Origin of the sequence: Spirillospora sp. CA-294931 (genome assembly GCF_050946795.1) — a bacterium.
GTDB lineage: Bacteria > Actinomycetota > Actinomycetes > Streptosporangiales > Streptosporangiaceae > Spirillospora.
The window spans coordinates 1104458-1122020 of sequence record NZ_CP192006.1; the positions used below are offsets into that span (position 1 = coordinate 1104458).

The window sequence follows — 17563 nt, forward strand, 5'->3', positions numbered from 1 at the left end:
CCCGGGAGGGTAGTGATTAATCGAAGCTTGCATTCGAGGAGTACGGGCACGTGAAAGAACGCCGGAAGCGCGACAGCATTGGTGATCAACTCGCGCTCAATATCGCCGAGACTCTACCGCAACCAGACGAGGACGGAGGGACTCTCTCACAGGCCAACTTCAGGTATCAAGCTGAGATTGTCGCCACTTGGTGCTTTGGCCTGCTTGAGGACGATGCGCCATTGGCAGTTATCTGCGAGTACCTCGAGGATTTTCTGGCGGTACGGCGAGACGGCACGATCCAACTCGTTTCAGTTAAGCATCGGGAACCGAACAGTGGAGCATGGTCGCTGTTCGATCTATGCGGCAAAGGTGGCCTAGCACATCTATTCGACCGTTGGGCGCGGGTCCGAGCAAGTGGTCGGGAGGTTTATGGTGTACTCGCCACTAACGCGGGCTACGCTGCGTCCGGAGATCGTCAACCGGCAAAATTGGAAGAATTCTGTGTCGCTCTTGATCCTGACGGTGAAGAATGCCGTGTTTGGGCCAAGTATTTGGCCCGCCAGTTTCTTCGAGTGAGACAGCAGAAGCAGCTGGATTGTATACCGACGCGGCCTGTGCCTTCTAGTGCGCTGATACTTGATGACGAAGATGAGCTAGTCGTATCTGTGTGTGAATTCGTGAAGAGATTGACTCTACTTCGACTCCCGGGTCGTGACGAGATTTCGGCGTCAACTATCCACAAGACAGTGATGCCCTACTTTCGAGAGAAAGGGTGGGACGAACGAGACGCCGTCGAGTCGTACGAGCGCGTCGTCGGTCTCGCTGAAAGGGCCTCGCGCGCTTGTGAACGACATCGGCTGGACACAGTGCGCCTGGTCGCTCTATTGGACGCCCCGACCGAACGCCGGAAGCTGCTGGCAAGCAGGCTTATAGCAGCGGAGGCAGTGCGGGATGCGTTCGTCTTCGGAGGAAATACACCTCTGTTCCCATCTGGGACTGTGGTGGAGCCCGCGCCAGGCGGCCACCTACTGCGTAGCAAGCTGGTGGCTGGAGGGTTGTCAGTGACTCATGAATCGCTAGCGGAGCGGTGTCGGAGCGCCTGGTATACCACCTGGCGGCAGCGCCTTCCTGGACTGGCCGGTGACGCGGCGATTCTGAGTCAGGTCGAGGCCGAGGTCCTTGAACTCGTGCTCGATGCGCAGGATGCAGCTCGGAGAAGCCCTGATCAGTATGGAAGGGAGCTATTCAACCAGCTGCGTCGCACGTTGAGCGTGAATGAGTTCCGTCAGCGTGCTCCAATACAAATGAATGACCAGCATGCGCTGGGTGTGGCCTTCACTCTTTGCGACCAATGCTATTTCGGTTTTACGCCTGATGAGAGTGAGACATGAATAGGCGTGATCGGGTATTGGCGGCTCAACAGCGGGCCGCCGCTGAAGCGATTGGGACTGAGGCAATTTTCCATCAGGCGCGTGTTCTCCTGCTCGTTGACACGTTCTCGGGACGCAAGAGGGGCTTGACGATGGACCGCATTGCATGCCTCGACTTTGTCCTTCGCCACCCCTATCTATTGCCTGATATTCGGGAGACTGCTACGCCTTTGGCCTGGCCACATGACCTGGCACCCGAACAATTTGAGAAGGAAGCAGGCGAGGTCAAAGCATTGCGGAGCAGATACGGAGTTTGGGCTGACCGATACATGCTCGTCTGTGGCGGGCTAGTAGCTCGCCAGTTGCTGGTGCCTTCGAAGGAAAACTGGTCGATGCTCCTGACCACGCGAGAGGGGCGATCTGCGGCCAAAGCAATGGCAATGGAGGCTGCGTGGCGCGTTACCGCTGGCCGCGTTCGGGTGCTGCGGACGGAACTCGATATGGCTGCGCCGAAGCTTGATTGGTTGATCCGGCATGCTATCGACGCCATCGAAAAGGATTGAACCGTGTCCACCAAGCTGCGTCTGCTATCGCTCACGGTGAGGACTGCTGTTACAGAGCGAAACTATGACTTCAATCGGCCCCTTACCGTGGTAACTGGCCCCGTGGGAGCAGGCAAGTCCAGCCTTTTCATGTTGATGAAACATGCGATGGGTGGCAATGCTACCTTGACCCCGACCGTTCGCGAACATGTCACTGAGGTCGATCTCTACCTTGAGTTGGAGAACCGTCGTCTGGTTCTACGTCGATCCGTACCTGACAGATCAGGTCGCGTGGAGGTACGGGATCCATTCGATCTTCATATTGAAGAAAGCCTGCCCGTGCGAAGCTCAGAAGGGCAAGTGACCCTGTCTGACCGTTTGCTCGGCCTGCTTTCGATCCCGCAGGAACGGATCCCATCTCGCAGCGATGGCCGCAGTTCTGACACTGTAGCTCTGACCTTCAATAACCTGCTGGCCTACCTATATATAGAGGCTCGTGAAATCGATAGCTCTATCGCAGGTCATCTCGACACATTTCGTACCCGAGCACGACGAGCGATGTTCGAGCTCCTCTTCGGGCTTACGGATTCCGAGTTAAATGAGCTCCGACGGCGCAGGGGCCGGCTCGGGGACGTTATCAAGTCTCTCGAGAATGAGGTGGACACCGTTCAGCGCTTCCTGGAGGACGCTGGCACGCCCACAGCAGAGGAGATCACGCAGGAGCGCACGGAAGCTCTAGAGCACCTTGCCTCCTTTTCAAGGGAACTGAATGAACTTCGTTCAGGCGCCCGAGAGCAAGCAGGTACGGCAGATCCCCTGGTGAGGGAAATTGAGCAGGCCACGGTTGAAGAACAGAGGCTCGGTGATAGAGTTCACCAGTTCAGCGTCTCCCTCAATGCGCGCCGTTCCCTAATTGCGCAACTCGAACTCGATCGAATGAGGCTTAATCAAGCGAGTGTAGCCAGTCGCGTCTTGGGTCCCTTTGAATTCGTTCTCTGCCCCAGATGTTTTCAAAGCCTCACAGGCCGCCCAGTTTCCACCGACCAATGTGTGCTTTGTATGCAGCCGGAACCAGGCTTGGATCTGACGCGGCCGAACAGCGACAACAGTGGCATTTCGCGCCTCGAAGAACAAACTGAGGAAGCTCGTCGGCTCATGTCCCATGAGACTGATGAGTTGGAGCGACTGACGGCGGAATGGCGTGCCGCGAGACTTCATCTTGATCTGCTTCGGGATCGGGCATCTGCGGCGGCCCGCGACCGGCTACCCCCAATTCTAGGTGAGATTGAACGCCTCAGCGCACGACATGCCAGTGTCCACGCTAGAATCGAGCGTCTTTCTGAAATGGGCGATCTTTGGCAACGGGTTCAGCGCCTTCAGAATGAGCTTAGTAGCGCCAAAGTAGAGTTGCGCAGCATCAAAGCAGCCATCAAGCATCGAATCGAAGTTCTAGCTGAGCACCGTACCTGGGTGACTGCGGCGAGCCTGGCCTTTTCTCGCGAGATCGATTATCTGGCTGTGCCGGGTGTAGAAGAAGCGTCAATCGATACAGGAGACTTCTTGCCGCGCGTGAATGGCGGTTTGTTCGAGGAAATTCAAGCTTCGGGTGGTGGGGTAGCTACCGCTGTACATTTGGCATATTCATTTGCTCTGACCACGGTCTCGATCGACATTAATTCCATCCTCCTGCCTTCAATCTTGATTATCGATTCTCCTCGTAAAGCTATTGGTCAAGGTGCGGACGACATTGCTCTAAGTCAGCGGATTTATCGCCGCATCTGGCAGTTGGCTGAAGGTTATGGCGGCCGCATTCAGTTGATTATTGGGGATAATTCTCTGCCTCCTCAGCCTAAAGAGAGAGGATGGGGCGCGATATATGAGCAGGAGCTCTCCTATGAAAACCCCATGGTTCCAGGCGTTAGGCACCCTGGCCCGAAGGCCAGCTTGATCAAAGTTGAAGATCAGCCGCAAGAGGATTAGGGAGCGTTGTGCGGCCACGAGTGCGGAAAGACAGTCGTGGCCGCACGCTATCTAGCGCTTATTCCTCCATGACGCGGTCGTAGGTGCGGCGGGCTCGTTTGCTGGCGGCGCTGCGCCCGTAGCGGCGGAGCATCTGGGGTGACGTCCAACCGTTGAGCTCCATCAGGTCCCCCTCAGCTCCGCCCCTGTCGAGCCAGGTGTGCGAGAAGTGGTGGCGGAACTTATGGGGGTTGACCGTGACGCCGCATTCCTTACCTCGACGGGCGACCATCTGATAGATCCCGTTGGCTGTCATGGGAGGACGGTTGCGTACTCCGAGCCAGAGGGCGCGGCTGGACGAGTACGTGTGCTTGCTTCGCACACGTGTGTATCTGTCGATGGCGCGTGCCGTCTTGTGGCCGAAGCGTACGACGCGCTCCTTGCCAGCCTTGCCTCGGACGAAGACCTCGCGGCGAATCAGGTCGAGGTCGCTGTTCTCGGGCTCGTCGGGCTCGTACGAGATGCTTGCGAGTTCGGACAGGCGTAGCCCTGTCGCCTTGAACAGGGAGAGGATGGCGTAGTCCCGGCGATCCTCGAAGGCCTTGCCCTCGCAGACCTTGAGCAGCTTGGAGAGTTCCTCCTCGGTGAAGACTGGGACGAGCTTTTCGGTCACGGTGGGTGGGCTGAGCTTGGTCATCGGGTCGGCCAGGTCTTCCTCGTGGGCCAGCCACTTGAAGAACTGCTGTAGCGCTCGGTACTGGTTGTTGGCGTAGCTGTCGGAGTAGCGCTCCAACAGCCATACGGTCCACGCTCGGATGTGGTCCGCTGTGACCTCTTCCCAGTCCGTGCAGTCGGTCTTGCAGCGGAGGTGCTCCGCGGCAAGCCACTGTGCAGCCTGGACGTAGGTGCGGACCGTCTTCTCTGCCTTTCCCTCAGCGTGGAGGTGGAGGGTGAACGAGTTGATCGCGGCCTGGAAGGGACCTGCGTTGAGGTTCTTCGCCTGCCGCGTACGGGCGGTACCCATTACCTCTTAGTTTTCCTCTGTTCCAGCGGTGTACACCGACGGTGATCAAGCCGTTATCGATGTTTTCGCTGGTGGGAGAGGGTTGAGCCCCCGGCCGGGTTCGAACCGGCGACCTGCCGCTTACAAGGCGGCTGCTCTGGCCAACTGAGCTACAGGGGCGGGCGGCCCTTGGGCGCGGGGCTCACAATACCGGTGCCGGGTCGGAGGTGGGGCGGGTGGTTCGGGCGTGCTGTCCGGGTGAGTGCCTGAATGTGAAGAGTGACCGGGCCGGGTAGGGGGCCCATGGCACAATGTTGCCTCGCGCCTCACGGGTTGGGTGGGGCGGGAGTGGGGCTGAGCTTGTGGGCTCGGTTTCCGTCTGCCGGGGAGGAGGTGCGGGGGCGTGACCCTTGCCCGACGCCTTGCCCGGGGTGGCGCCGCTCTGACGCTGGTCGCCGCCGTGTCGGTCGTTCCGCAGGGGGCGTCCGCGCAGGCGCGGACCGACCAGATCCGTATCCGGCAGTGGCATCTGGACGAGATGCGCGTTCCCAAGGCGTGGCGCTGGTCCCGGGGTGCGGGTGTGATGGTGGCGGTGCTCGACACCGGGGTCGATCGCAGGCATCCCGATCTGGAGGGACGGGTCGTGTCCGGGCCCGACCTCACTGGCGGGACGCGGCGTCCCGGGGGACGGTTCTGGGGGCTGCACGGTACCTCGATGGCCAGCATCATCTCCGGGCACGGGCATGGGCCCGGGCAGCAGGAGGGCGTCATCGGGGTGGCGCCGCAGAGCCGCGTCCTGTCGGTGCGGGTGACGTGGGAGAACGACGACCCGTTGCGCAAGGACGGCGGGGAGACCGGACGCAACCGCGACACGGTGGCGCAGGGCATCAGGTACGCGGTCGACCAGGGCGCGAAGATCATCAACATGTCGCTCGGCGGTGGGCGGCAGTTCTACGACGGCAGCTCGTCCGAGGAGAGCGCGATCAAGTACGCGCTGAGCCGGGGTGTGGTGCTGATCGCGTCGGCGGGCAATGACGGTTCGGGGCCCAACAGGAAGAACTTCCCGGCGGCGTACCCGGGGGTGATCGCGGTCGGGGCTCTCGATCGGGGGCTGCGCCTGTGGAAGGACAGCAACCGGCGCCCGTATGTCGCCGTGTGCGCCCCGGGGGTGGAGATCGTCAGCGCGGACGCCGAGGACGGGTACGTCGTCGGGACGGGAACCAGCCCCTCGTCGGCGATCGTCGCGGGGGTGGCGGCGCTGGTGCGGGCGAAGTATCCGGCGCTGACGCCCGAGCAGGTCAGGCAGGCGCTGGTGCAGAGCGTCCGGCCGGTGCCCGCGGCGGCGCCGTGCAAGGGGACGGTCGACGCCGTGCGCGCGATGACCGTGGCCAACCGGCTCAGCAAGGGCTCGCCCGGTCTGGGCGCGGCCCCGCGGACGGCCGGGTCGTCGGCCCCGCTGGCCGACTCCGGTGATCAGGACGACGGTCCGAGCACGCTGCTGGTCGGCGTGCTGGCCGGCGGGAGCGTGCTGGTGCTGTTCGGGCTGTTCGCGGCCTGGCGGCAGCGTCGGGGCGGCCTGGACGAGGAGTACGAGGACGACGAGGACGACTACTTCCCCGAGCCGCCTCCGCGTGCGCCCGTCTCGGCGATGGCGGGGGGCTCCTCGCCCTTCCAGGGGCCGGTCAACGCGCCGCTGTGGCAGAGCAACGAGGTGCTGGCGAGCGACCCGCGTCCGCCGTGGCCGCCGCCCAAGGCCGACGCCGCGGAGCAGCCGACGTGGTCCGTCCCCCCGGGGCAGGACCAGCCGGACGACACCGAGCACCGCCCTCCCTGGTGGTGAGCCGGACGCCCGCGCTACTCCGGCGGGCGTAGCGCGGAAGCCTCCGGCCGTACGATGCCGTCGCCCGTACCCTTCGCCGAGCATCGACCTATACCGAACACAGGAGGTCGATGACCATGTTGGCGACGATCGCGATGAACGCCCACCCGGGCAACTGGCACGACGGCGGGGACGGTCCTCCCGCGTTCTGGCCGATCTTCCCGCTCACCTTCGGGTTGCTGTGGGTGGCGGTTCTGGCCGGGGCGTTCTATCTGGTGCGGCGCAGAACGGCCGGTGCCGGGGCGCCGACGGCGGCCGATCCGGCGGCGAACGCCCGGACGATCCTGTCCGAGCGCTTCGCGCGGGGCGAGATCGACGAGGACGAGTACCACTCCCGCCTCGCGGCCCTGCGTTACGACGCGTGACCCGGGGAGGCGCCGATCTCGGGACTCCCGGGATCGGCGGCCCCGGCCTCTTCGAAGATCCGCTCCACGCCTTCGGGGTCCATCGGGGCCTGGCCCGCGGCGTCGGCGAAACGGCACAGCAGCCGCGAGAACTCCGCGCGCTCGCGGGACGTCCAGTCGGCGGTGAGCCGGGCGATGTAGTCGCGGCGGAAGCGGTCGGCGACCTGCTTGACCCGGGCGCCGGCCTCGGTGAGCCCGAGGTTGGCGCGCCGGGCGTCCAACGGGGACGGACGCCGGGTGACCAGGCCCGCGTCGATGGCGTGGCCCACGAGCCGGCTCGCGGTCGAGGGGTCGATCTCCAGCCGCTCGGCCACCGCGCCGACGGTGACCTCGTCGCCGGCGTCCGGCGCGGCGGCGTTCAGCGCGGCGACCGCGTGCACCACCATGAGGTTGGAGAGCTGGAGCGGACGCCCGTCCGGGCCGCCGGAGGTCTGCGCGCGGATCCGCTTCATCAGGTCGGGCTTGGCCCAGACCCGCCGTAGATGGAAGAGCGCGATCGCGATGTCGGCGGCGGGATCGTCGGATCCGCTCTCGGTCTCCACGGCTGGTCCCCTCGATTCGCTACGGTCATCTGTATCGTACACATTTTGGCCGGACGGGGCCCGTGTGACTCGCGGGAAGCGTGCGCCGAACGGCCTTTCGATACGGCCGAGACGCAGGTCGGAGCCCCTGTGCCGTTCCTTGCGAACCGCCGGAGAATGTCGGTGGGGACGCGTAGCATGGCTCCCGGCCGAACCCGGACGACCCGGGATCAGTGACCACAGAGGGGACCTCATGCGCGAGGCGAACGCCCCCGATGACGTCCCTCAACAGGACGGAAGCATGGACGACGGCGCAGCCCTGGAACCGGCGACCGAAGGTCTGGACGACGACGGCTTCCCCGCCGATCTGCTGTCCGACCGCGACCGCCAGATCCTGGCCTTCGAACGGCAGTGGTGGAAATACGCCGGGGCCAAGGAGCAGGCGATCCGCGAGACGTTCGACATGTCGGCGACGCGGTACTACCAGCTGCTCAACATCCTGCTCGACCGCCCCGAGGCGCTCGCCCACGACCCCATGCTCGTCAAGCGGCTGCTGCGGATGCGCACCCAGCGACAGCGGCAGCGCGCCGCGCGTCGCCTCGGCATCCGGCCCTGAGGTGACCAAGACTGGTCGCGTGAACCCTTCTCCCTCCCCGACCCCCGACGGCGCCGCCGGCCTCGACGCGATCCGCGCCGACCCCGCCAGGGCCGTGCTCGGCTTCGACTTCGACGGGACGCTCGCGCCGATCGTCCCCGACCCCGCCCAGGCCCGCGCCCACCCGCGCGCGTCCGAGCTTCTGGCCCGACTGGCCCCGCGCGTGGGCGCGATCGTGGTCATCACCGGACGCCCCGCCGCCGTGGCCGTCGAGTTCGGCGGCTTCGAAGGAATCGACGGGCTGGTCGTCCTCGGCCAGTACGGCCTCGAACGATGGGAGTCGGGGGAGCTCACCGCCCCCGAGCCGCCCCCGGGTGTCGCCGAGGCCCGCGCCAAGCTGCCCGCGATCCTGTCGGCGTCCGGTGCCCCCGCCGAGGCGTTCATCGAGGACAAGGGGCAGGCGCTCGCCGTCCACACTCGCCGCTGCGCCGAGCCCGAGGTCGCGCTGGAGCGGCTGCGCGGCCTGCTCGGCGCCCTCGCCGAACGCACCGGGCTCGTCCTCGAGCCGGGACGCCTCGTCCTCGAACTCCGCCCCCCAGGGATGGACAAGGGCATGGCCCTGCGCCGCTTCCTTGAGGCCCGCGACCCGTCAGCCGTCCTGTTCGCGGGCGATGACCTGGGCGATCTGGCGGCCTTCGACGCCGTCGACGACCTGCGCGCGCGCGGCGTCCCGGGCGTCAAGGTCTGCAGCGGATCCACCGAGGTGACCGCGCTGGCCGCCCGCGCCGACCTCACGGTCGAAGGCCCGGAGGGCGTCGTGACCTTCCTCGAATCCCTCCTTCCCTGACCCGGCGACGTTCGATTCCGGGCGTTCGGGGCGACCGTGTGAGCTGGCCGTCCTGGGCGGTTGGCCGCCTTCGGCCGTTTCAGGATGTGGACTAGACGAGCGTTTCTCCTGCGTTTGGCGTAATTTGCGGTGTCCGTGGGGTAGCGGCAAAGGTCCGGCCCGGCTACGTCACACTGGAGCAGGATCGTTTCGGGTCAGGGGGCCCGCAGAGCACGGGGAGCGAGACGGTGAGCACTATGGGGCCCGGAGACGGGCGCGCCGGGGGCACGGACGGCTATGGCATGCCGGGGACCAGGCCGCTGGGAACGCTGGACACCAGCGGCGTCCAGGTCCGCCTCGGCAGACTCGAGGCTCTGGAGGAGCGGCGCGAGAAGCGGCGCAAGGGCCTTCTCGCCGCCGGTGCCGCCTCGGTGCTGGTGGTCGCCGCCGCTGTGACGGCCGCGATGCTGCTGATCCCGGGGTCGGACGGCAAAGAGGGGAACTCCGCGTCCAGCGGGGCCCCGGACGCGGCGCCCAAGGCGGTGATCCCCAAGACCGGCACCCCCGTGGAGGTCAGCACCGCCGACGGGACGCGCTACAGGATCGCTGCCGTCGCCGGAGGCTCGGACCAGGGTGACCGGGGCGCGGTCGCGCCGCAGCAGTCGTCGGCCCAGACGGGCCCGGCGTACGCCTATGTCGAGTACGTGCTGAGCAACCCGTCCGACAAGAAGGCTCTACTCAACTTCCCCGGGGACATCTTCATCAACCGGGACGCCGTCGCCGTCCAGGAGCGCGGGCGCTGCCTGCCGCAGACGGGCGTGACCGACGACCTGTGCACCGGGCCGGTCCGCAACGAGATCGTCCGCAAGCTGTCCGGCGACGCGCTGATCCCGGGGTCGCACGGCGACCGTTTCCTGGCGCCCAAGTCGTCCTACCTGGTCAGGGCGACGTCCGAGCTCGCGGTGGTGCGCTCGCCGCAGAGCGGTGAGCTGGGTCTTTACATCTGGAAGCGGCTCTACATGGCCGACGAGCCGGCCAAGCTGGCGCCCTTCCCCAGTTGACGACCGTCGCCGACGTCCCGAAACCGTGCTCGGGGACGTCGGCGAAGCGGTCGTGATCACTCGGCGGCGGGGTCATCGGCGAGGATGCCGTAGAGCTGGCGGCGGGCCTCGTTGACCACGTCCAGCGCCCGGGCCTTCTGCGCCTCGCTGCCCACGGTCATCACCTGGTGCAGCGCGCCCATCAGCTGCCCGACGGCCTCGCGTCCGCGGGTCTCGCTCTCCCCGGCGGCCTCGGTGACCTCGTCCCAGGGGGCGGTCTCCTGGGCGGCGACCTCCTCGCGTCCGGTGTCGCTCAGCGAGAACAGGCGCTTGCCGCCCTGCTCCAGGCTGGCGACCATGCCCTCGTCCTCAAGCAGCTGCAGGGTCGGGTAGACCGACCCCGGGCTGGGACGCCAGACGCCGCCGGTGCGGTTGTCGAGCTCCTGGATCATCTCGTAGCCGTGCATCGGACGCTCGGCCAGCAGGGCCAGGAGCGCGGCCCGGACGTTGCCGCGCCTGGTGCGCCGCCCGCGTCCGCCACGTCCCCGTCCGCCGCCCCGGGGGTCGTAACCGCCTCCCCAGGGGCCGAACGGGTCGCCCCGGCGCGAACGCTCCTCGCTGTGCCTGAATCCTTCGTGCCTCATGTTCCGGCCTCTCATCGCGGTCTCCTTCTGTAGTGATCGGTTGCGATGCATTAACGATATATCGCCGAGCAGTCGCGATGCAACACCGAGCTTCCGAGAAGTTCCGCCGCCCTGGGCGCGGACATGGAAAAGGCCCGGCGCGGGAACGCGCCGGGCCTGGTCAGCCTGGGATCAGAGGCTGGTGATCTTGAGGTTGTCGAGGATCGTCCGGGTCACGTTGCGGTTGTCGGACTCCTTGACCCGCATCCAGACGCCGAGCTTGCGGGTCTGGTCGACCAGCCCGACCTCGGTCACGGTCGCGGTGCCGCTCTTACAGCCGGTGTACCGGGTGACAGTTCCCGTCAGCGCCTTGTCCGGCGTCGTGTACTTCTCGGGCGTGCCCTTGGTGCACGAGGCGTGCGCCGTGGCGGACGGCGGCGGGAGCTTGCCGGAGGCGATGTCGGACGTCAGGCCGATGAAGACGCCGGGCGTCCGGCCGTCGCCCTTGTTGTCGGCCAGGTTGGTGGTCGCGCGCAGGACGGGACGCGGCTGGGGATCGGCCAGCCCGACGCTGGGCGGCCGCCAGGTGGGCTCCTGCGTCACCAGGGGCCACACCTTGGGGACGGCCGTCGAGATCTTCCGCGAGCTCTCCTGGACCTTGACGAAGTCGGCCGGGAGGGCCTGCTTCTTGGGGTCCTGCTTCTTCTTGTCGTCGCCGGACAGCACGGCCCCGAGGAAGAGGCCGCCGATGAGAGCCAGCGTCAGCAGCCCCACACCGATGAGCAGCGGCGCCATGCTCTTCTTGCCCCCGGGAGCGCCGGGGCCCGAGCCCTTGGAACGGCCAAGGCCCTTCAGCTTGGCGAAGGGGCCGCCGCCACCACCGCCCTGCGGGGCGGGGGAGAAGCCGGTCGGGGGCTGCCCCTGCTGCCCCTGCTGCATTTGGCCACGGGGCCCCGTGGTGTGGGTGGGAGGCGGCCCCTGCGGCCCCGGGTACGGCGCCCCCTGCTGGGGCATGCCCTGGTAGTGGGGGCTTTGGTTCGGAGGCCCCTGGTTGTGCGGAGGTTGCTGGCCGTGTGGCTGCTGCTGGGGGGCCTGAGGCGAGAAGACGGCCGTCGCGCCGTTCTCGGGCGGGACGGGCGGCGCCGCGTACTGCTGCGGCGCCGGGATCGAGATCGTCCGGTCGTCCGGGGCCTGCGGCGTCTGCGGGGCCTGCCTGTGCTGGTACGAGCCGGAGTCGCTCGGCTGGTCGACGACCGTGGCCGGTTCACCCGGGGGCGGCCCGTATTGGGGCGGCGGCTGGTTCGGGTGCCGGCTGGGCGGCGGGTTGCGGTAGCTCGGGCTGCTGTCCTCGCGCGTGGACGGCTCGGGCTCGGGAGGCATCGGGGGAGCGGGCAGTGGCGCGGACGGCGCCTGCCCGCCGCTGGACGGGCGGTCGCGGACGGTCGACTCCAGGTCGGAGACGGGCGCCTGGGCGAAACCCGGCGCGAGCGTCGGGCGCAGGGTGGACAGCGCCTCGGCGAACGCCTCGGCGGTGGCCCAGCGCTTCTCGCGCTCGACCTCCAGTGCCCGCAGGATGACCTGGTCGAACGCCGGGTTGAGCCCCTCGCGCAGCCGGCTCGGCGCGACCTTCACCGGCGCCGGGCCCGGGGGGCGTCCGGTCAGCATGTGGTAGGTCAGGGCGCCGAGGCCGTACACGTCGGCGCGGACGTCCAGCCCGCCGCCGAACCGCGCCTGCTCGGGCGACATATAGCCGGGCGTCCCGACCGGCAGCGTGAACGCGCCAGAGGCGTGCGCCAGGGCCTTGGCCAGCCCCAGATCGGCGATCAGCAGCTTCTCGCCGCCGTCCGGGGTCGACTGGAACAGCACGTTGGACGGCTTGAGGTCGCGGTGGATCACGCCGAGGGTATTGATCACCTCGACGCCGTAGGCGATTTCCTCGGCGTACACAAGAGCTTCACTGACCGGAAGTGGTCGCTCACGCATACGGTCGGCGAGGGTCCCCCGATCGGCGTGGGACATGACGAAATAGGGGCGACCGTCGGGCAGTTCGCCGATATCGTGCACGCGTACGAGCCGTTCGGAATCGGCGCGCCGCAGGATCCGGGCTTCCTCGAGGAAACGATTCCGCACGTCGAGGTCGTCTATCAGGCTCCCGGACAGCACCTTGATGGCCACGTGGGAGTCGAGTGCGTCGTCGTGCCCGAGCCACACAGAGGCGAACGCCCCGGATCCCAGGACGTGATCGATTCGGTAACGGCCGACGGTAGGTGGGAAGGACACTCCCGTATCATGCCCAACAAACGGGGAGTGTGCGCGATCGAGCATCGAGCAATGAGGCGTGGCGATGGCATTCGATGAGAGGACCGAAGAGCTGGCCGTGAAGGCGGCTCAGGGGGATCAGGCTGCCCTCAACGAACTGCTCCGCAAGATCGAGCCTGACGTACTGCGACACAGCTCACGGTTCCTGCCCTGCCGGCAGGACGCCGAGGAGGCCTGCCAGGACGCGCTGCTGCAAGTGGCGCGCAACATCCACCGGTTCGAGGGGCGGTCGCGTTTCAGCACGTGGCTGCACGTCGTGGTGGCCAACTCGGCCCGCTCGACCTACCGCTCGCTCAAGCGGCGGTCCGTCGAGCAGGCGGGCGAGCTCCCGCAGCAGCGCCCCGACCCGCGGCGCACCAGCGTCATCGCGGGCTCCCGGGTCGACATCCTGGACGCCATGGAAGACCTGGAGGCCCGCAAGCCGGACCTCATCCAGGCCCTGGTCCTGCGCGACGTGTCCCAGCTGGAGTACTCGGAGATCGCCGAGCAGCTCCAGCTTCCGCTCGGCACGGTCAAGTCGCGCATCCACGAGGCCCGCAAGCAGGTCCGCCAGACCCTCGGCGAGTCCTACACCTGACCTGACCCGCCCCCGGTCACCCGGGGGCGGGGCTTACAGGGGACGGAATGCCCTGGTCACCGGCCGTCAAGGATTTGTAATACCTCGGCAAGCGTGCGCCTAGGCGACCGGTGGCGCGCGGGCGTGTCGGCCAGCATCACAGCATGGCTAGCCATGCTGACCGTCCGATATTCGTCATCGGCTGCCCGCGCTCGGGGACCACGCTGCTTCAGCTGATGCTGCACTCGCACCGCCGGATCGCGATCCCCGCAGAGACACGCTTCCTGCTCCCGGCCTACACCGCGCGAGGCCAGTTCGGTGACCTGCGGGACACCGGCAACAGGCGGGCCCTGGCGGAGTGGATCACGGGCCGCAAGGAGACCAAGTTCCGCGATCTCGGGCTGGACGCCGAGCGCGTGAACCGGGCCATCGTCGACGGCCCGCCCAGCCTGGGCTCGGCCGTGGGCGCCGTCTTCCGCGCCTACGCCGACCGCTTCGACAAGCCGCGCTGGGGAGACAAGCGTCCCAGCTACACCAAGCACGTCGGCAAGCTGGTGCGGATGTTCCCCGACGCCCAGTTCGTCCATCTCGTCCGGGACGGCCGCGACTGTGTCGCGTCCCTCCAGGAGATGCCCTGGTACAAGCACGACGTCTACCACGCCATCAGCGTGTGGCGCGAGGCCATCGACGACGGACGGCGCCTGGCGGCCCGGCTGGGCCCCGACGCCTACTACGAGCTCCAGTACGAGCGCCTGGTCGCCAACCCGATGGACGAGCTGACCCGGCTCTGCGAGTACCTGGGCGAGGACTACGACCCGGCCATGACCGAACCGCAGGACATCGCCCGGCGGACCGTCCCGCGCCAGAAGCGCTGGCACGAGCGCACCCGCACGGCCGTGAACGCGGGACGCGTCGGCTCCTGGTCGTGCCGCCTCCAGCCGTGGGAGATCGGCCTGGCCGAATCTGCATTCGGGGACCGCCTGGCCGAATACGGCTACGAGACGAGCGACGCGCCCCGCCCGTCCACCGCCCAGCTGGCCCGCCTCGCCAAGACCGCCACCCACCGCCGCATGGCCTTCCGCAAGGCCGAACTCCGCGAGCGCTGGCAGCGCCGCCACGAACCCAACCCCGTCCAGTCCCTGCTGCCAACCCACCAACTCACCCCCTGAACGGACGCAGGGCTCGGTCGAGGGCGGCGGCACCCCGGCACCCCGGCAGCCGCGGCGGGTGGCGGTCATGCCCTGGCCCCTGAGCGGGCGCGGGGTTCAGTCGAGGGCGGCGAGTTGGTCGGCGAACCAGCGCTGGGGTGGGAGGGCTGAGGCGGCGGTGGCCAGGCGGCTGCGGCGGGCGGCGCGTTCCTGGCGGGGCATGAGCAGGGCCTGGTGCAGGGTCTCGGCGGTCTGCGAGACGTCGTAGGGGTTGATCATCAGGGCGTGCTCGGCCAGTTCGGCGGCGGCACCCGCCTCGCGGGAGAGGACCAGGGCGCAGTTGCGTCCCGACAGGGCGGGGCCCTCCTTGGCGACCAGGTTCATGCCGTCGCGGATCGGGTTGACCAGCAGGACGTCGGCCAGCCCGTAGGCGGCGAGCGAACGCGGGTAGTCGTCGTTGACCTGGAGGATCAGCGGCTCCCAGTCGGGGGTGCCGAACTCGTCCGCGATCTGGGCCGCCAGCCGCTCCACCTGCGCGGTGTAGTCGCGGTATTCGGGGAGGTCGTACCGGGACGGGTAGGCGAACGCCAGGTGGACGACCCGGCCGTGCCATTCGGGGTGGTTGACCAGCATCTCGCGGTAGGCGGCCAGGCCCCGGACGATGTTCTTGGACAGTTCGGTCCGGTCGACGCGGACGATGAGCTTCCGGTCGCCCACCTGCTCGCGCAGCGCGCGCGCCTTGTCGGTGACGTCGGGTTCCGTCGCGCGCCGCCGGAGGGCCTCTCCGTCGACGCCGAGGCCGTGGACGCCCACCCGGGTGACGCGGCCCTCGCGGGTGACGCTGCGCGCCGCGCGGTCCACCCGCGTGCCCGGCAGGCAGGCGCAGCAGTCGAGGAAGGCGTCGGCCCACCGTCTGGTCAGGAAGCCCGCGTGATCGGCGCCGAGGATGCCCTCAAGGACCTGCGCGCCGATGTCGTCCGGGAGCAGCCGGTAGTAATCCGGCGGCGCCCAGGGAGTGTGCGAGAAGTGCACGACCTTCAGGTCGGGACGCCGGTCGCGGAGCATCCGGGGCGCGAGCGACAGGTGGTAGTCCTGGATCGCGACCTTGGCCCCGGGGGCGGCGTCGCGGGCCAGGGCGTCGGCGAACGCCGCGTTGTACGCCTCGTACGACTGCCAGTCCCGGCGCGAACGGGCGTCGAAGTGCGGCACCCGGGGGGTGTCGTACAGCAGGTGGTGGACGAACCAAAGCGTGGAGTTCGCCACCCCGTTGTAGGCGCGCTGGAAGGTCGCCGCGGGGATGTCGAGCATCCGCACCGCTGCGCCGCCGATCTCGTGCCCCGCGAGGTCCAGACGTCCGTCGGGCGCCTCCCGGGCGGCCCTGCGGTCGGCCTCGCCGAGCGTGGCGCACACCCACAGGACGTCCGGCTCGCCGGGCGGGGAGTCGGGGCGCGTCTGGCCGGGACCGCCCGTCACGGCCGCCAGACCGCTCACCAGGCCGCCACCGCCGCGCCTCATGCTCAGCGAGCCGTCGTCGGCCAGCGAGAACGACACCGGACCGCGGTTGGACGCCACCAGCACTTGGCTCATACGAGAAGCGTCTCAGTTGGGAGTGGTGCGCACACAAGTGACCCGGGGGAAAGGTCACACCAAGGAGGCGGTGTCCGTGTCCTCCGGGACGATTCGGGTACCGGTAGCGGATGAGCAGGTCAGAGACGACCAAGACCGTGCTCGTGGCCGGTTCGGCGAACCTGGTCCTCGCGGTGACGAAGCTGGTCGCGGGGGCGATGGCGGGATCGAGCGCGATGCTGGCGGAAGGGGCCCACTCCGTCGCCGACACCCTCAACCAGGGCTTCCTGCTGGCGTCGCTGCGGCGAAGTGCGCGTCCCCCCAGTCGCAAGCATCCGTTCGGCTATGGCAACGAGCGGTATTTCTGGTCGCTGCTCGCGGCGTTCGGGATCTTCGTGGCCGGGGCGGGCTACTCGATCTTCGAGGGCGTCCTGACCATCACGGGGAACGCACCCGGGGGCGAGCATGTCTGGCCCGCGTTCGCGGTGCTGGCGCTCGCGGCACTGCTGGAGGGCGGCTCCTGGCTGCGCGCCTTCACCCAGGCCCGCCAGGAGGTCCGCGGCACCGACCGCGGCGTCGTCGAGCACGTCAGGCGGACGCCGGACGTGACGTTCAAGGCCGCCCTGCTCGAGGACTCGGCCGCCATGATCGGGCTGGTCCTCGCCGCCGCCGGCCTCACCCTGCGCGAGATCACCGGCTCGTCTTTCTGGGACGGTCTGGCCTCGATCCTGATCGGCCTGCTGCTCGTCGTGGTCGCGTTCGCGCTCGGCCGCGACAGCCGCAGCCTGCTGATCGGCCAGGCCGTCGACCCGGCGACCCAGCGCGAGATCCGCGACGAGATCGTCTCCGCGCCCGGCGTCACCGGCGTCGAGGAACTGCTGACCATGCACTTCGGCCCGGAGGACATCCTGGTCGCCGCCAAGGTCAACTTCTCCGACGCCATCAGCGCCGACGAGGCCGAGGACGTGGCGGGCGAGATCGACCGATGCCTGCGCGAACGCGTCCCCGTCGTCCGGCATGTCTTTCTCGACCCGACCCAGCGCACCCCTGACCAGCGGGGCGCGACCCCGTCTGTGTGATCGAGTCCACGCCGGGGTAACGTCTCAACCGACGAGACCCACCTGTCCGGCAACCGGTCAGATCAGGTAAAGTCACGCACCAGAGCGCAAAGCGCTCTCGCTTGCAAAAACTGGATATCGCTCATCCAGAGGGGTGCAGGAAGCACAGTGG

The 17563-nt window shown here is 67.7% G+C and carries 16 protein-coding genes and 1 tRNA gene; 11 read left to right on the forward strand and 6 right to left on the reverse strand.

Features of this window, described 5'->3' with window-relative positions; genetic code table 11:
- Positions 1–50 precede the first annotated feature (50 nt).
- The 3 genes from ACQPY4_RS05315 to ACQPY4_RS05325 are packed head-to-tail and all read left to right on the forward strand — an operon-like array spanning position 51 to position 3874.
- Positions 51–1373, forward strand: coding sequence for a dsDNA nuclease domain-containing protein (locus tag ACQPY4_RS05315; protein WP_433333012.1), 1323 nt, complete (start codon positions 51–53; stop codon positions 1371–1373).
- Positions 1370–1915 carry a hypothetical protein gene (locus tag ACQPY4_RS05320; RefSeq protein ID WP_433333014.1) on the forward strand — a complete coding sequence of 182 codons (546 nt, stop codon included), beginning with the start codon at positions 1370–1372 and terminating at the stop codon, positions 1913–1915. The genes ACQPY4_RS05315 and ACQPY4_RS05320 overlap by 4 nt, the downstream gene beginning before the upstream one ends.
- 3 nt (positions 1916–1918) lie before the next feature.
- Entirely contained in the window at positions 1919–3874 is a 1956-nt protein-coding gene (locus ACQPY4_RS05325) for an AAA family ATPase (RefSeq protein ID WP_433333016.1), read from the forward strand.
- A gap of 58 nt (positions 3875–3932) precedes the next feature.
- Here the strand turns inward: ACQPY4_RS05325 and ACQPY4_RS05330 are convergent, their stop codons facing one another.
- Entirely contained in the window at positions 3933–4877 is a 945-nt protein-coding gene (locus ACQPY4_RS05330) for a tyrosine-type recombinase/integrase (RefSeq protein ID WP_433333018.1), read from the reverse strand.
- An 85-nt stretch (positions 4878–4962) separates the two neighbouring features.
- Positions 4963–5036, reverse strand: a tRNA-Thr gene (locus tag ACQPY4_RS05335).
- Positions 5037–5259: 223 nt separating this feature from the next.
- Here ACQPY4_RS05335 and ACQPY4_RS05340 point away from each other — a divergent pair.
- Positions 5260–6696 (forward strand): S8 family peptidase, encoded by a 1437-nt coding sequence (locus tag ACQPY4_RS05340; RefSeq protein WP_433333020.1) that lies wholly within the window; start codon positions 5260–5262, stop codon positions 6694–6696.
- Positions 6697–6806: 110 nt separating this feature from the next.
- Positions 6807–7100, forward strand: coding sequence for an SHOCT domain-containing protein (locus tag ACQPY4_RS05345; protein ID WP_433333022.1), 294 nt, complete (start codon positions 6807–6809; stop codon positions 7098–7100).
- Here ACQPY4_RS05345 and ACQPY4_RS05350 read toward each other — a convergent pair.
- Positions 7088–7681 (reverse strand): MarR family winged helix-turn-helix transcriptional regulator, encoded by a 594-nt coding sequence (locus tag ACQPY4_RS05350; RefSeq protein ID WP_433333024.1) that lies wholly within the window; start codon positions 7679–7681, stop codon positions 7088–7090. The two genes, ACQPY4_RS05345 and ACQPY4_RS05350, sit on opposite strands and share 13 nt — an antisense overlap.
- Before the next feature lie 280 nt (positions 7682–7961).
- Here ACQPY4_RS05350 and ACQPY4_RS05355 point away from each other — a divergent pair, with 280 nt between their 5' ends.
- The 3 genes from ACQPY4_RS05355 (at position 7962) to ACQPY4_RS05365 (ending at position 10142) form a co-directional block, all read left to right on the forward strand.
- Entirely contained in the window at positions 7962–8276 is a 315-nt protein-coding gene (locus ACQPY4_RS05355) for a DUF3263 domain-containing protein (RefSeq protein ID WP_433338810.1), read from the forward strand.
- A gap of 19 nt (positions 8277–8295) precedes the next feature.
- A complete protein-coding gene (otsB, locus tag ACQPY4_RS05360; protein WP_433333026.1) occupies positions 8296–9102 on the forward strand; it encodes a trehalose-phosphatase in 807 nt (268 codons plus the stop codon).
- Positions 9103–9329: 227 nt separating this feature from the next.
- Positions 9330–10142: a hypothetical protein gene (locus ACQPY4_RS05365; protein ID WP_433333028.1), complete on the forward strand. Its 813-nt coding sequence runs from the start codon at positions 9330–9332 to the stop codon at positions 10140–10142.
- Positions 10143–10198: 56 nt separating this feature from the next.
- Here the strand turns inward: ACQPY4_RS05365 and ACQPY4_RS05370 are convergent, their stop codons facing one another.
- Positions 10199–10765, reverse strand: coding sequence for a PadR family transcriptional regulator (locus tag ACQPY4_RS05370; protein WP_433333030.1), 567 nt, complete (start codon positions 10763–10765; stop codon positions 10199–10201).
- A 171-nt stretch (positions 10766–10936) separates the two neighbouring features.
- Entirely contained in the window at positions 10937–13069 is a 2133-nt protein-coding gene (locus ACQPY4_RS05375) for a serine/threonine-protein kinase (RefSeq protein ID WP_433333032.1), read from the reverse strand.
- A gap of 19 nt (positions 13070–13088) precedes the next feature.
- On the opposite strand from ACQPY4_RS05375, the gene ACQPY4_RS05380 reads away from it, so the two are divergent.
- Together ACQPY4_RS05380 and ACQPY4_RS05385 are read left to right on the forward strand one after the other, a co-directional pair.
- A complete protein-coding gene (locus ACQPY4_RS05380; protein WP_433333034.1) occupies positions 13089–13640 on the forward strand; it encodes an RNA polymerase sigma factor in 552 nt (183 codons plus the stop codon).
- 143 nt (positions 13641–13783) lie between these two features.
- On the forward strand, positions 13784–14788 hold the full coding sequence (locus ACQPY4_RS05385) for a sulfotransferase family protein (protein WP_433333036.1): 1005 nt from the start codon (positions 13784–13786) through the stop codon (positions 14786–14788).
- Between the two features lie 96 nt (positions 14789–14884).
- Here the strand turns inward: ACQPY4_RS05385 and ACQPY4_RS05390 are convergent, their stop codons facing one another.
- The gene (locus tag ACQPY4_RS05390) at positions 14885–16354 is read right to left on the reverse strand and encodes an alpha,alpha-trehalose-phosphate synthase (UDP-forming) (RefSeq protein ID WP_433333038.1); all 1470 of its coding nucleotides are present in this window, start codon (positions 16352–16354) and stop codon (positions 14885–14887) included.
- Positions 16355–16464: 110 nt separating this feature from the next.
- Here ACQPY4_RS05390 and ACQPY4_RS05395 point away from each other — a divergent pair, with 110 nt between their 5' ends.
- Positions 16465–17412 carry a cation diffusion facilitator family transporter gene (locus ACQPY4_RS05395; RefSeq protein ID WP_433333040.1) on the forward strand — a complete coding sequence of 316 codons (948 nt, stop codon included), beginning with the start codon at positions 16465–16467 and terminating at the stop codon, positions 17410–17412.
- Positions 17413–17563 lie beyond the last annotated feature (151 nt).